Source organism: Mucilaginibacter sp. cycad4, from assembly GCF_034263275.1.
Classification (GTDB): domain Bacteria; phylum Bacteroidota; class Bacteroidia; order Sphingobacteriales; family Sphingobacteriaceae; genus Mucilaginibacter.
This window is the reverse complement of the sequence record NZ_CP139559.1, coordinates 4,895,184-4,909,525: the sequence shown is the minus strand read 5'-3', so window position 1 is coordinate 4,909,525 and position 14,342 is coordinate 4,895,184. Positions and strand designations below refer to the sequence as shown.

Below are 14,342 nucleotides of genomic sequence, written 5' to 3'. Positions count from 1 at the left end.
ATCAAGGGGGTTTATAGCTGTAAAATGATTTTTTTGCTAATACATTGAGTATTGGATAGCCGGTGCTAATATCGTTCTTATCACTAAAATAAAAAAGCCACCAGCACTGCTGCCTGGTGGCTTTGTATTAAAATAACCCTAACTGTCCCTGGTTATCTATGTCGATATCGTCAGGGTTAGTGATCTCAAAATCTATTTTTTTAGCAGGAGGGGGCACCGGTTGATCTTGTGATTTCTCTGATGCTGTTGATGATTGCTCCGGTTGATCTTTTTGCGGCGCTTCATCCACATCATCTGCAGCTTCCGTTGGCTGCAGCTCTTCTCTGTCTGGCCCTTCTGTTTCAGTCTCTTCAGTTGCAACCTCGTCGCTAATTAACTCAACCGATTTTATAGGATGCTGTGACAGGCGGTTACCCATGGCCTTCATGCCTTTAACATCAATCACTTCAGAAAGGTTAAGTTCAATGGTTTCGGGAGTTTGATCTTTGCCTTTGAGTTGCACTACACTAACCACAGGAGCTGCTTGTGCCATCAGTACCAGTTTTGAACCCGGCTCATCGCTGATGATACTTATCTGTTTGCCAAGTGCTATGTTTTCGAACGTAAACCGCTTAACCATATAGTTTTTCGATTTGCCATCAATATGGATCACCGAATAAACTTTTTGAGCTTCGTACTTCTCAATCAGGATCATCTTATCATCAAAGTGATTGTTCAGATCAAAACTGGTGAGTTCATAAATACCATTGCTCAATACATTCAAAATGCGGTCGTCGCCATCAAACTCGCCCAGGTATTTACCGCGGCCATCGGCATTAAGGCGTTTTAAAATATCATCATACCAAATTTTGCGACCGGCCAAAGTTGATACGCCTTTACTTTTGAGCATGATCTTTTTAACCGGGTATTTGGTAATGATATTACCCATCGAGCCACGGCCTTTAATAGCTATTGCCGCAAAGTCTTCATCAAACTGCAGTTTTTTAAGTTTGGCATGAGGCTTAAGCGCCACATTCACTACCTCGGCTTCACCGTTGGGGTTGGCAGTAAAGTATAACACTTTTGAGCCCTTTGTGCCCTTGGTTAGGTCATATTCTTTATCACGGGTTACGCCAACTACCGAGAAACGCTTGATATAACTGATGCCGCTTTCGCCATCTTTATATATCATATTATAAACGGTGCGTTCGTCATTCTTTTTAAATACAGCAACGTGGATAATGTCTTTCCCAACAAAAACCTTGTCCTGCACTTTGGTGATCATGCAGCGCCCGTCGCCTCTGAAAACAATGATCTCGTCAATGTCTGAGCAATCGCCAACATATTCAACCGAATCATCTTTCTTCAGGCCAGATCCAATAAAGCCGTCGGCCCTATTAACATATAACTTGACATTCGCCAACGCTACCTGTGCAGCTTCAACCTTATCAAAGGTGCGCAGTTCGGTTTTACGCTCCCTGTCCTTACCATATTTATCCTTTAGTTTTTCGAACCAGGCAATAGTATACTCGGTAAGGTGTTTCAGGTGATGTTTTACCTGTTTTATCTCATTTTCGAGCGCTTTCATCTGCTCATCCGCTTTTTTAACATCAAAGCGGGTGATGCTGCTCATAGGTTTATCTATCAGCTTCTTATAATCCTCGGGCAGGATGGTGCGGTAAAACTGCGGAAAGAAAGGCTCAAACAAACGGTTCAACACTTCCAGCACCACCTCAAAGTTACCTGAATTTTCGTAGTCGGGGTTTTTATACATCCCTTCCTGTATGAAAATTTTGAGCAACGAGCTGAAAAAGATCTTCTCCATCAAATCTTTCAGCCTGATCTCCAGTTCCTGTTTAAGCAGGTCTTTGGTAAAGAACGTGCTTTCGGTAAGCATATCGTTCACGCTCATGAAGCGTGGCTTGTCGTCCTGTATTACGCAGGTGTTTGGCGATATGGATACTTCGCAATCTGTAAAAGCATAAAGCGCGTCGATAGTTACATCGGGCGAGATACCTGGCGCCAGGTGGATGATAATCTCTACATCTTTAGCGGTATTATCTTCAATTTTTTTGATCTTGATCTTACCCTTGTCATTGGCCGAGATCACGCTATCTATCAGGCTGCCGGTAGTGGTGGTAAAAGGTATTTCGGTAATGGCGAGCGTTTTTTTATCGCGCTCAATAATTTTAGCCCTTACCCGCACTTTACCGCCGCGCTGCCCTTCATTGTATAAGGAAGCATCGGCCATACCGCCGGTAGGGAAATCAGGCAGGAGGTTAGGGCGCTCGCCTTTTAATACGGCGATAGAAGCGTCAATTAGTTCAATAAAGTTATGAGGCAATATTTTGGTAGCCAAACCTACCGCAATACCTTCGGCCCCCTGTGCAAGCAGCAAGGGGAACTTTACCGGCAGGGTAATAGGTTCTTTGTTACGGCCATCATAGCTGGCCTGCCAAACGGTGGTATCCGGGTTAAAAACAACATCGAGCGCAAATTTTGATAAGCGCGCTTCGATATAACGGGGGGCTGCGGCCGAGTCGCCGGTTACCGGGTCGCCCCAGTTACCCTGGCAGTCTATCAGCAGGTTTTTTTGACCAATCTGCACCATGGCGTCACCAATGGAAGCATCACCGTGGGGATGATATTTCATGGTGTTACCGATAACGTTGGCGGCCTTGTTGAAACGCCCGTCGTCCATTTCCTTCAACGAATGCAGGATGCGGCGTTGCACAGGCTTTAACCCGTCGTTGATATGCGGAACAGCCCTGTCGAGAATTACATAGGATGCGTAATCAAGAAACCAATTTTCATATAACCCATCGAGTGAGGTAACAGCGTGTAGTTTTTCTTCATTAGGGCTTGGTGTATCGTTTTGATGCAGATCTTCACTCATTATTCAATAAAAACTTTTGGATTGGTAAAGATACGGATTATGTGTTGATGTGCAGATGAGGTAAGCCACATTTTAATGTCTTGCTAATATTGATTTATAATAAAATTGTTACGTTTGGGCGGATTTGCAACAATTACAAATCGCGAGCGTAAAAATTCTTATCACAACAAATAAATAATTGATATCATCGTTAAAGAATGGCGGTTAATTGAATGTAGGAGGGTGTTGATTAATTAATTTGTTTATATATTTACCTATGGTGCTTTAACCTGGATTTTTTTTCCGGCTGCCCCTTAAATGAAAACTATTTTGAAGTTAAACCGGCCCTTATTGCTTATGGCTTTATCATTGTTATGCTTTACAAAAAGCATAGCCCAGGTAAAACCCCGGCTGTTATATGCTCAAAATAACAAGAAACATACGGTTGCAAAAGTTAAACCTGGTTACTCAAAATCTAAAGCGATAGTTACAGATCAGTTTAAAGAATTTAGCAAGCTTTTGGCCCAGGCCAATGTAATTTACACTCCGCCCAGGGGTTTTAAAGAGATCCCGGCCCCAAATGATGAGGATTTCTCATTCGACTATGCACTACAGCTACCGGGGCAGGATTTTGAAGTGTGGTTCCAGGTAAAATCTCAGAAACAAAACTATACCAGCTATGAGCAGGGGCAGTATGATATTGACCGTGAAACCGAAAACCCCGACTCGATATATATAAATATGAGCAGGGCGCACGCCATTGCTTTTTCCGGCGAAAGGGATAATTTTATCCGGAGCATACCGGTTAACGTTTTAAACAGGTATAAAGCAGATGCCGGAAAATCATACCTGTTAAACCTGCTCGATTTGCCTGCTACCAAACATTACAAATATGCGCTGCTTATTGCATTGCAGCGTAACCATACCGGCACCATTATGGCTGTTTGTTTTACTAACGATAAGGGCCCCGAGTTTTTTAAAAATGTGGACAGGGCAAGTAATTGTTTGAAGTTTAAGCCGTAGCGGATAGATAGCTAAGCTCTGCTGTGTCATTTCCTTTTAGAATCCCCAAATGTTAATAAGTTGATATCTGCCTCCCACTAATTCAAGCCGGAAGTTTTATTTTTGCAGTTAGGCGTATTTTACGCTGTTTAAATTTTCTACTTTATATACATGGCAGAACCAGTTAATTATAGTGAAGATAGTATCCGCTCCCTCGATTGGAAGGAGCACATCCGTTTACGCCCCGGTATGTATATTGGCAAACTGGGCGATGGCTCTGCTTATGACGATGGTGTATATGTATTGCTCAAGGAGATCATTGATAACTCGATAGATGAGTTTGTAATGGGATCGGGCCGTACCATTGAGGTTAATATGAGCGATCATAAGGTATCGGTACGTGATTATGGCCGCGGTATCCCTTTGGGTAAAGTGATCGATTGCGTATCTAAAATAAATACGGGCGGTAAATATGATAGCAAGGCATTTCAAAAATCGGTAGGTTTAAATGGTGTGGGTACCAAGGCGGTAAATGCTCTTTCCAACTCATTTACAGTGCAATCATACCGCGATGGACGCACCAAGCTGGCCGAGTTTGCCAAAGGTGAGCTGATTCGTGATGAGAGTGAAAAAGACACTACCCAGCGCAACGGTACTGCTATCAATTTTATACCTGATGATACCATTTTCAGACATTACCGCTTTATCCCGGAGTTTGTTGAAAGTATGATCTGGAACTATGTGTTCCTGAATGCGGGCCTTACCATCAACTTTAACAACCAAAAATATTTTTCGGAACGGGGCCTTTATGACCTGCTTACCCGTAATACTGATGCCGAAACCTTGCGCTACCCGATCATCCACCTTAAGGGCGAGGATATTGAGATAGCCATGACCCATGGCCAGCAATACGGCGAAGAATATTATTCGTTTGTTAACGGTCAAAATACTACCCAGGGCGGTACACACCAGGCGGCTTTCCGTGAGGCGGTGGTAAAAACAGTGCGTGAGTTTTACAAAAAGGAATATGACGCATCCGACATCAGGGCTTCAATAGTAGCTGCTATTGCGATAAAAGTTCAGGAGCCGGTGTTTGAATCGCAAACTAAAACCAAACTGGGTTCACAAAATATTGGTCCGGATGGGCCATCGGTACGCGGCTTTATCAACGATTTTGTTAAAAAGGAGCTTGACAACTACCTGCATAAAAACCAGGCGGCTGCCGATGCCCTGCTAAAACGGATCCTGCAATCGGAACGTGAGCGCAAGGATATTGCCGGCATCAAAAAACTGGCCAATGAGCGTGCAAAAAAAGCATCATTACATAACCGCAAACTGCGCGATTGTAAATTGCACTTTGACGATACACACGAACGTAAGCAGGATACTACCTTATTCATAACCGAAGGTGACTCGGCCAGTGGTTCCATCACTAAATCGCGCGATGTGATGACACAGGCTGTATTTAGCTTAAAGGGTAAACCGCTTAACTGCTTTGGCCTCACCAAAAAGGTGGTTTACGAAAACGAAGAGTTTAACCTGCTGCAGCACGCCTTAAACATTGAGGATGGCCTTGATGCTTTACGTTATAACAATATTGTAATAGCTACTGATGCCGATGTGGATGGTATGCACATCCGCCTGCTGCTCATGACCTTCTTTTTGCAGTTTTTCCCCGACCTGGTAAAGGCCGGTCACGTTTCTATCCTTCAAACGCCGTTATTCCGGGTACGCAATAAAAAGGAAACCATTTATTGTTACAGCGATGAGGAACGCCGCAATGCCATAGCTAAATTGGGTAATAAACCCGAGATCACTCGCTTTAAAGGTTTAGGAGAGATTTCGCCCGAAGAATTTGGTTTGTTTATCGGTAAGGATATGCGCCTTGACCCGGTAATATTAAGGGATGCTAATATCAAAGCGCTGCTTGAATATTTCATGGGCAAGAATACGCCAACCCGCCAAATGCATATTGTAAACAATCTTCGTGTTGAAAAGGATGATGAAACCATCAACCCAACGATAGCTGAAAAAGCTGAAGCGGAAGCGGAATTGCCAGTAGCTGTGTAACCATGATTTGCCTGATTAAAGGATTTCCTTGAGTAGTGTAGTACTTGGGAGGGCTTTAATCAGGTATTTTTATCATGGGAATCAAATAATCCTAAAAATCAGGGTTCTTATTAAAAAATTTCCTTATCTTGTTTCCCCCGATTTTTTAACAGGGGTTGATAACATATGATAAGTCATGAAATTAAAATAGCCTTTGATGAATACGAATCATTGGCCGATCTCCATAAAACCGACCGTGAGCTGTGCCTTGAAGCGCAGAAAGCATTAAAAAATTCGCATTCTCCATATTCCAAATTCCGCGTTGGGGCTGCACTACGTTTGCAAAGTGGCAAAATTATCTATGGTAGTAACCAGGAAAATGTAGCCTACCCATCAGGTCTGTGTGCCGAGCGGGTAGCGTTGTTTAACTGGGGTGCCAACCATCCCGATGATCCTATCCAGGCCATGGCGGTGACTGCCCATTCGGATGATTTTCCGATTGTGAAGCCAATAACCTCATGCGGATCATGTTTGCAGGTATTAGCCGAATGCGAAAAGCAGCAAAATCAATCAATAAAAATTATATTGCATGCCGAAGATGGACCGGTATGGATCATCAAAGGCATTGAAAACCAATTGCCGTTTTTATTTTTTGAAGAACGTATAGCTACCCCATAATGAAACTAAAGCTTTTTTTACTGTTTATCGGTCTTGCATTCAGCGTCGGTGTATCGGCCCAGCAGGGTTTCCCGTTTGATAATGAGATCAGGGCGTTTAAGCACCAGGACAGCCTGAGTTTTCCGAAACCGGGCGGCATTTTATTTATCGGCAGCTCATCTATCCGCATGTGGACCGATCTTGAGCAACGTTATGCTGGCAAGCCTATCATCAGGAGAGGGGTAGGCGGCTGCGAGTTATGGCAGATAGCTGATTATTACACGCCTTATATCCTGTTCCCGTACGCACCACGTAAAATTTTTATTTATGCAGGCGAAAACGACATTTCAGCCGGTAAATCGGCACAGGCTGTCGCCGCTTCATTTGCAAAACTCTGGGAGTTGATCCATCAGAAATTACCGGGCGCCGAGGTTTATTTTATGTCGATAAAACCGAGCCCGGTGCGTGCTAAATATTATGACGTTGTTTATGCTGCGAATGAGCTGGTAAAAAGCTACCTGAAGGGAAAACCTAAAAGTTATTATGTTGACCTGGTGCCGGCTATTTACAAACCGGGCACTACACTGCCCGATTCAAGTTTATTTAATAACGATTACCTGCACCTTAATAGTAAAGGGTATGACAAATGGCAAAAAGTGCTTGATCCGCTGGTGAAATAAAATAAAAAAAGGCCCCGCACCAACGGGGCCTTTACCTACTTACATATTAAACACTAAACTAAAACTTGCTTATTTAAAAACGCTGTACACGTTTGTGATTTTCCAGCCGCTGCCGGTGTTGGTAACGGTTACATAATTGCTGCGGGTAAAAGTGCTGTATTTCATATCAACTTTTACCACGGCAAGGTCATTGTTGCTTTCAACAATTGAAGTGCTGGTAACGCAATCCTGCTCGGTATTTTTGTTGGCTTTTAATAAGTCAACTACTTCTGTTTTGCTAAAACTTAATACTTTAGTACCGCGCAGCATGTTGAATTTTGCCGATTGATCTACCACTTCGCTAAAGCCTTGTATTTTACCACGGGTCATGGCATCTATATAAGTGTTGATGGCGTAGTTTTTGGTTAGGTTATCGCCTTCTATTTTATCTGTTGCTTTTGCAGCAGTGCCTATTACTAATAAGGCTAAGCCAAGCATGATTGATTTTAAAGTTTTCATATTGTTGTTGCTTTTTAGGTTCTTAATTTTTAAATTGTTTTTATACTCATAAGACATCGCTACCATGCATTACGTTACAGCCGGTACAACTAAATATGACGATTTAACAAACATTTAACATTTTCGCATATTTTTTAGGCATGATGGTAACAATATGCCATTAAATAATACTTATGGTTGATTTTAATACTATTATATTACAGTTTGCCGAGCAGGGTGAAAAAACAGGGTGGACGTACATTGAAATTCCGGCCGATATAGCGCAGGAAATGAAGCCCGGAAATAAAAAATCATTTCGTGTAAAGGGTAAGCTTGATGAATTTGAGGTGCGCGGTATGGCCCTGATGCCTATGGGCGAAGGGAATTTTATAATGGCTTTGCGAAAAGAGGTCTGTAAAGCCATCCACAAACATCGCGGTGCCATGCTCCGGGTGCGCCTTGAACCCGATGATGATTTTAAATACATTATTCCCGATGATCTGCTGGAATGTTTTGAATATGAACCCGAAGGCGGCGAGTTTTTCAATAGCCTGGCCGGAAGCCACCGTGGGTATTTTATAAAATGGATTGAAAGTGCCAAAACTGAAGTTACCCGCGCTAACCGTATAGCACAAACCGTTAACGCCATGGTGCGCCGCATGGATTATGGTCAAATGCTACGGGCTCAAAAAAAAACAAGGGAGTAACATGTGTAATTTATCAACAGTTATAAATTTGATGGTTAACAATTATTAATGGAAATCCCTTCATTTAAGCTCAATGGCCGCATCTGGATAGAAATAGGCGAGGAAAAATTACTTGGCCATGGCCGCATTGAGTTGCTTGAGCGGATCCATGCATCAGGCTCCATCAGGCAGGCCGCACTTCAAATGAAAATGTCATACAAACAGGCCTGGGATTTGGTTAACCACATGAACGATGGTTTTAAACAGCCATTGGTAATTTCAAAAAGAGGGGGAAAGGGTGGTGGAGTAGCCTTGCTTACACCATTCGGACTGGAAATTATCGGGGAGTTTAAAGATCTGCAGCAGAAATTTCTTCAGTTTTTAGAATCAAATAGCAAAAAGTAAAAGTTTTTCTTGTTTTATCATCAACGAATCAAAATTCAGCATTGATAGCGGATTGATTTATCGAATCTATTCTGCATTTTTGCGTTATGTTTTTTAAAATATAACGATAATTATCATATGAAGAAACAATTACCCATTTTAGTTCTGTTTTTTAGTGTTTTAATAATGTTTGGTCCTGATATAGCTGCTGCTCAATCAGCAGATACCGGCAAACGTGTTTTTAATCTCGGGCAGGTAAATATCGTTGGCCTAAAAGACAGCGTAAGATCAAGCAAGCTCAATATCCACACCCTTAATCTGTATAACCGGTATGATGTTTCTCATGCGTTGAACCTGTTACCTGGTGTTATCCTAACAGCCGTTGGCCCAAGAAACGAATCGGCCATTAATGTACGTGGTTTTGATATCAGGCAGGTCCCGGTTTACCTTGATGGTGTGCCGCTTTATGTGCCTTACGATGGCTATGTAGACCTTGCGCGGTACAATACCTTCAACTTATCGGAAATCAACGTATCAAAAGGATATTCATCGGTACTGTTTGGCCCGAATGCCGAAGGCGGCGCTATCAACCTCATCAGTCGTAAATCAGTAAAGTCATTTGAATTGAATGCTGTTGCCGGCTACCTGAGCGGTGGCTACCGGCTCAATACCAACATAGGCGGAACTTTTGGCAAGTTTTATTACCAGGTATCGGCTTCACAATTAAAACGCGACTACTTTCCATTATCATCAAAGTTTATACCCGTTAAAAATGAAGATGGCGGTCACCGTGATAACTCATATAGTAATGATGTTGACCTGAGCGGAAAAATTGGTTTTACCCCTACAGCGTCACAGGAATATGCAATAGGTTATACCTATCATCATGGTACAAAAGGTACACCTGTTTATGCTGGCGATGATACACAAAACTCATTATTTAAAAGCCCGCGTTACTGGAAATGGCCAAACTGGGACACTCGCGGCTTGTACCTGTTAAGCAACAACAAGATCAACAGTACCAACGTGATCAAAAGCCGTTGGTATTATGACCAATTTAAGAACGAGATTGACAGTTATGATAACGCATCATACAACACCATAACCAAACCCTACGCTTTCAGAAGTATTTATGACGATTATACTTTAGGCGGCAACGTAACATTTGAAAATACCGACCTCAAGAATAACAACTTCAGTGTGGCAGCCCATTTTAAGCAGGATGTGCACCGGGAGCATAACATAGGCGAGCCGACCCGCCGCGATGCTGATAACAATTTTTACATAGGTGCCGAAGATACTTACCATATAACATCAGCCTTAAAGGTAAACGCAGGCGTAGCCTATAACGACAGGCGCAGCACCCAGGCACAACAATATACCAATAGCACTATAAGCGATTTGCCGGCTAATAGCAACGGCGCCTGGAATGTTCAGGGCTTGATACAATATGATATTGACAATGCCAACTCTTTAAGCTTTTCGGTAGCACGTAAAACCAGGTTCGCGACTATTAAAGACCGCTATTCCTTTAAATTTGGCACTGCCATTCCTAACCCGGATTTGAAAGCAGAAGACGCACTGAATTATGACTTGAGCTATCACTCGCTCATTGGCGGCAAACTTTCGGTGCAGGCATCTGGTTTTTACAGCAAGATCAACAATAGTATCCAAACAGTAAATAACGTAGCAGTTGATCCGGTGACTAAAACTAATCAATCGCAGGTGCAGAATGTTGGCCGTGCTGAATACTATGGTGCCGAGTTTGCAGTTGGTTATCCTATTATTCGGCAGCTAAGGGTTGACGCTAATTACACTTTGATAGTGCGCAATAACCTTTCGGCCCCGCAGATCCGTTTTACTGATGTGCCAAAAAACAAGGTTTTTGCATCCTTGCAATATTCGCCGCTTGCCAAGTTGTATATCCTGGCATCTGAAGAGTATAACTCAAAAAGGTACAGCACCAGCTACGGTACAATCTCCGGAGCGTTTTATTTAACCAATGTAAAAGCACATATCACATTAGTTAAAGGGTTTGCTGTTGAAGGCGGTGTTAACAACCTTTTCGACAGGAATTACACATTGGTTGAAGGCTACCCGGAAATAGGCAGAAATTACTTTGCCAACGTGATTTTTAACTACTAATTTTAAGGTACAACAGTTAATCCCACGTCATTGCGAGGTACGAAGCAATCCCCGATTAGCAGATCCGCCCTGTATAGTTTGGGATTGCTGCGTACCTGGCAACGACGGTTTTGTAAAATCAACGTGAAAAATAATCGAAAGGCAAAGCATAAACTACCATTTTTCCTGCGCAAGGGCAAAGTCTGGTTCGTGCTTTGCCTTTTACTTATTGTTGCCGGTTTAACAGCATATACCGGCACCGGGCCGGTTGTCCCCATGGGCGATTATGTATTTAATTACCCTGCCAATTTCGGCAATCGCATCAATGTACCTGCCAATAATCCCACCACGCAGCAGGGTGTTTATTTAGGTCGTTTACTTTTTTACGAACCTAAACTATCCGCAACCAACACTATATCGTGTGGCAGTTGTCACCAGCAATCAAAAGCATTTACTGATGGCCGGGCTTTAAGCGTAGGTGTTAATAATGGATTGGCAACACGTAATTCCATGTCGCTGGCTAACCTGCTATGGACCCGTAAATTCTTTTGGGATGGCCGGGCTGCCAGTTTGGAAGAGCAGGCTGCTTTTCCGCTGACCAACCCGCATGAAATGGGGCAATCCATACAGGTGTCTGTACAAAAACTGAGCAACACCAAGCTATATCCCACCCTTTTTAAAATTGTTTATGGCGATAGTACCATAACCGGCGAACGTATAGTAAAAGCAATTTCGCAATTTGAGCGGACATTGATTTCGGCGGATTCGCGTTATGATCGCTATCTGCGCAATGCTTATAAACCAACCAGCGATGAACTGAAAGGAATGGAGCTTTTTAACCGGGGCCCTGATCCGGAAAAAGGGATCCGCGGCGCTAATTGTACTCATTGCCACGGCGGACCAAAAACCTATCTCGAGCTTTTTCATAATAACGGCCTTGATAGCATTTCAAAAGATGAAGGCATGGCCGCGTTTACCGGCTTGGTTACCGATAGGGGCCGTTTTAAAGTACCAACACTGCGTAATATTGCCTTAACTGCACCGTATATGCACGACGGTCGTTTTAAAACACTTGATGAAGTTGTAGACCATTACAGCGAACATATTAAGCAATCGGTATCGCTAAGTGCTTTTTTACAGGGCGAATCAAACGAAGTTGGAGGGCATTCGCTGAAACTGTTGCCTGAAGAAAAAAAACAACTGATAGCCTTTCTGAATATGCTTACCGATTCTACCTTTATAACCGATAAGCGGTTTGCAGATCCGCATCAGTCAACAAAAAATTAAACATCATACACATGAAAAAATATACCCTTATATTGTTGTTACTGATAGCCGGTTTAGCGACCCGGGCCCAAACAAAAGAAGCAGTAGTAAAAGTAACCGGAGAAGTAACAAATCCGCTAACCATTGGCAGGGCGGATCTGCAACAATACAAGCAAACAACAGTAACCCGTAAAGATCGCGATGGAAAAGACCATACTTATTTGGGCGTGACAGTATCTGAAATATTAGCAAAAGCAGGTGTTACTTTAGGCCCCGAATTACGCGGCGAAAACCTGGCTAAATACCTTTTAGTAGAAGCCAGTGACGGTTACCAGGTGCTATTTGCCCTCGCCGAACTGGACAAGGGTTTTACCGACCGTGCCATCATTCTTGCTGATAAAATTGATGGACAGCCCTTAGCCCCGGCTGACGGCCCCTTCCGCATTATTGTTCAGGATGAAAAGAAGCCGGCACGTTGTATAAAACAGGTAACTGCAATGAAGGTTATGTTTGCGAAGTAGAATGTGTAGGGGCAATCTATTTGAAAATAATAGAGAAAAATTTATACACGAATGTCGTGTAAACGAACGACAATTAATCGAATTATACGAATTTGGAATTATTGCCAAATTATCGTGGTCATTAAGAAGTAATCCTATTAAATGGATTGATAAGCAGCACCAGAGGTGCTAAAGGTTTGTAGAAAATAAAATAAAAGGATTTTTTTAGTGTGCCAGAGGTCAATGTCATTAAGTTAAGGGTTAATAAGCTGGTTTAAAGTTAGAATAAGTTCGGTGTTTACTATTTGTTTGCCTGTTTTTTCTGACTCGTGGAAAGGTTCTATCTTTTCTCACGGGCAATATATCTCTGATAAAATGTTTGTGTAATACCTCTAAAATGTGATCGGCATTATTGTCGTTGAAAATAGCCACTAAATTAATCTTTAACTTTCCAAAGGACTTATTTTTATTCACTTTCATGGGATATTTTCTATTTATCAGATTATTATCTACCGATGCTTGAGCATCTTTTATTAAAACAGCATGTAGGTTGGTCATGAATACAGTTGCATAAAAGTCCTGCTCAACCGATTCAACGGTTAGGCCGCTGAAAGCTTCCAATTGCAGGATATTTTTCTGAATCGATATATTAGTTTCTACGCCCCATCTCAAAAAGTAAAGCGCCTTAAATTCACTATTGGGATAACCTTCTTCTTCCCAAAGATTGGTTACCAGCACCTCTACCGCGTTTTCCAGTTCTACCCGTACCAATCTCAGTTTTAATAATGTTTTATTGGTTGTGATAAACCCACTCTCTTTTAATGATTTGATAGCTGTAGTTACAGGGGCTAAGTAAACAATGGCCGTGTGTTTACCTCCTGCTATGAAATCCTTTATCATATTCTGATCATTCTTTCCCCTGATGACAAATTTGATTTCCTCTTCAGCCCACAGATGCAAGGCAAACATCTTATAACTGCAAAAATTCCGGTCATAAATAACCAGCATATCTTTTTTCAGTTGTTCTATCGCATCATAAGCCATTGGTACCTCACCATAACGATAAGGCATGATCCGGGACATCAGAACAAGCTCATTCAGCACGTCATAGTGGTAAAATGTCTTTGCTTGTACGAAACACCCACTCTGATTGCTTGCACCTCCAAAATAATTGCTTAGCACAGGTGTGTTTACTAAACTGACGTTAGAACCATCTGCGGAAACTACCCGAAAACCCTTCCAACGTTTTATATCCCCCTGCTTCGCATGATGGTAATAACTGCTTAATAGAACATTGTTCCACCAGTAAAAGAAAGATGCTTTTAATTTTATACGTTGTTGGGTAAAGGCGCTTACTGAGCAGGGACTCTGACCTCCTAATTCTTCAAAAAACTTTTCAAGTTCTATGCTAAGTGTTTTCTTACAGAGCTTAACTATAAGTAAAACAAGTCGTTCAAAGGGGAGTTTTCTATTTCGGGTGAAGTCTTTTTCAGACTTTCTGAAATTATTCAACAGAGGTTCGTTCTGGACAATTAAAGAAACAAAGCTTTTTAGTTCGGAAATAATTTTTATTCCTATTTTTATCTCGGTCCTGGCCATTAAGGTTGTAGTGGTGTTTTGTGTTTTAGTCGATTCAAAACTACTTACTACAATCCTTTTTATT

The 14,342-nt window shown here is 42.2% G+C and carries 12 protein-coding genes; 9 read left to right on the top strand and 3 right to left on the bottom strand.

Annotation, left to right across the window (positions count from 1 at the left end; genetic code table 11):
* Positions 1-127: 127 nt before the first annotated feature.
* A complete protein-coding gene (locus SNE26_RS19825; protein ID WP_321555634.1) occupies positions 128-2,875 on the bottom strand; it encodes a DNA gyrase/topoisomerase IV subunit A in 2,748 nt (915 codons plus the stop codon).
* A gap of 336 nt (positions 2,876-3,211) precedes the next feature.
* Here SNE26_RS19825 and SNE26_RS19820 point away from each other — a divergent pair, with 336 nt between their 5' ends.
* The 4 genes from SNE26_RS19820 (at position 3,212) to SNE26_RS19805 (ending at position 7,242) form a co-directional block, all read left to right on the top strand.
* A complete protein-coding gene (locus tag SNE26_RS19820; protein WP_321555633.1) occupies positions 3,212-3,877 on the top strand; it encodes a hypothetical protein in 666 nt (221 codons plus the stop codon).
* A 150-nt stretch (positions 3,878-4,027) separates the two neighbouring features.
* Positions 4,028-5,926 carry a DNA topoisomerase IV subunit B gene (locus SNE26_RS19815; protein WP_321555632.1) on the top strand — a complete coding sequence of 633 codons (1,899 nt, stop codon included), beginning with the start codon at positions 4,028-4,030 and terminating at the stop codon, positions 5,924-5,926.
* A gap of 165 nt (positions 5,927-6,091) precedes the next feature.
* Positions 6,092-6,583: a cytidine deaminase gene (locus SNE26_RS19810; protein ID WP_321555631.1), complete on the top strand. Its 492-nt coding sequence runs from the start codon at positions 6,092-6,094 to the stop codon at positions 6,581-6,583.
* Positions 6,583-7,242 carry a GDSL-type esterase/lipase family protein gene (locus tag SNE26_RS19805; protein ID WP_321555630.1) on the top strand — a complete coding sequence of 220 codons (660 nt, stop codon included), beginning with the start codon at positions 6,583-6,585 and terminating at the stop codon, positions 7,240-7,242. Before SNE26_RS19810 ends, SNE26_RS19805 begins: the two co-directional genes overlap by 1 nt.
* 69 nt (positions 7,243-7,311) lie before the next feature.
* On the opposite strand, the gene SNE26_RS19800 is transcribed toward SNE26_RS19805, so the two are convergent.
* Positions 7,312-7,740, bottom strand: a complete 429-nt coding sequence (locus SNE26_RS19800) for a nuclear transport factor 2 family protein (protein ID WP_321555629.1) — start codon at positions 7,738-7,740, stop codon at positions 7,312-7,314.
* Between the two features lie 173 nt (positions 7,741-7,913).
* On the opposite strand from SNE26_RS19800, the gene SNE26_RS19795 reads away from it, so the two are divergent.
* From SNE26_RS19795 to SNE26_RS19775, 5 genes are all read left to right on the top strand, one after another.
* Positions 7,914-8,426 carry a YdeI/OmpD-associated family protein gene (locus SNE26_RS19795; protein ID WP_321555628.1) on the top strand — a complete coding sequence of 171 codons (513 nt, stop codon included), beginning with the start codon at positions 7,914-7,916 and terminating at the stop codon, positions 8,424-8,426.
* A gap of 48 nt (positions 8,427-8,474) precedes the next feature.
* Positions 8,475-8,810: a winged helix-turn-helix domain-containing protein gene (locus SNE26_RS19790; RefSeq protein ID WP_321555627.1), complete on the top strand. Its 336-nt coding sequence runs from the start codon at positions 8,475-8,477 to the stop codon at positions 8,808-8,810.
* A 117-nt stretch (positions 8,811-8,927) separates the two neighbouring features.
* Positions 8,928-10,934 (top strand): TonB-dependent receptor plug domain-containing protein, encoded by a 2,007-nt coding sequence (locus SNE26_RS19785; protein WP_321555626.1) that lies wholly within the window; start codon positions 8,928-8,930, stop codon positions 10,932-10,934.
* Between the two features lie 123 nt (positions 10,935-11,057).
* Complete coding sequence (locus tag SNE26_RS19780; protein WP_321555625.1) at positions 11,058-12,200, top strand: cytochrome c peroxidase; 1,143 nt, start codon at positions 11,058-11,060, stop codon at positions 12,198-12,200.
* 11 nt (positions 12,201-12,211) lie between these two features.
* The gene (locus SNE26_RS19775; RefSeq protein ID WP_321555624.1) at positions 12,212-12,700 is read left to right on the top strand and encodes a molybdopterin-dependent oxidoreductase; all 489 of its coding nucleotides are present in this window, start codon (positions 12,212-12,214) and stop codon (positions 12,698-12,700) included.
* Positions 12,701-12,940: 240 nt separating this feature from the next.
* On the opposite strand, the gene SNE26_RS19770 is transcribed toward SNE26_RS19775, so the two are convergent.
* Positions 12,941-14,278, bottom strand: a complete 1,338-nt coding sequence (locus tag SNE26_RS19770) for an IS4 family transposase (protein WP_321555623.1) — start codon at positions 14,276-14,278, stop codon at positions 12,941-12,943.
* Positions 14,279-14,342 lie beyond the last annotated feature (64 nt).

Bases quoted from the DNA above. Each gene is read 5' to 3' on its own strand.
- SNE26_RS19825 (WP_321555634.1), bottom strand. From the start codon at position 2,875: ATGAGTGAAGATCTGCATCAAAACGATACACCAAGCCCTAATGAAGAA.
- SNE26_RS19820 (WP_321555633.1), top strand. From the start codon at position 3,212: ATGGCTTTATCATTGTTATGCTTTACAAAAAGCATAGCCCAGGTAAAA.
- SNE26_RS19815 (WP_321555632.1), top strand. From the start codon at position 4,028: ATGGCAGAACCAGTTAATTATAGTGAAGATAGTATCCGCTCCCTCGAT.
- SNE26_RS19810 (WP_321555631.1), top strand. From the start codon at position 6,092: ATGATAAGTCATGAAATTAAAATAGCCTTTGATGAATACGAATCATTG.
- SNE26_RS19805 (WP_321555630.1), top strand. From the start codon at position 6,583: ATGAAACTAAAGCTTTTTTTACTGTTTATCGGTCTTGCATTCAGCGTC.
- SNE26_RS19800 (WP_321555629.1), bottom strand. From the start codon at position 7,740: ATGAAAACTTTAAAATCAATCATGCTTGGCTTAGCCTTATTAGTAATA.
- SNE26_RS19795 (WP_321555628.1), top strand. From the start codon at position 7,914: ATGGTTGATTTTAATACTATTATATTACAGTTTGCCGAGCAGGGTGAA.
- SNE26_RS19790 (WP_321555627.1), top strand. From the start codon at position 8,475: ATGGAAATCCCTTCATTTAAGCTCAATGGCCGCATCTGGATAGAAATA.
- SNE26_RS19785 (WP_321555626.1), top strand. From the start codon at position 8,928: ATGAAGAAACAATTACCCATTTTAGTTCTGTTTTTTAGTGTTTTAATA.
- SNE26_RS19775 (WP_321555624.1), top strand. From the start codon at position 12,212: ATGAAAAAATATACCCTTATATTGTTGTTACTGATAGCCGGTTTAGCG.
- SNE26_RS19770 (WP_321555623.1), bottom strand. From the start codon at position 14,278: ATGGCCAGGACCGAGATAAAAATAGGAATAAAAATTATTTCCGAACTA.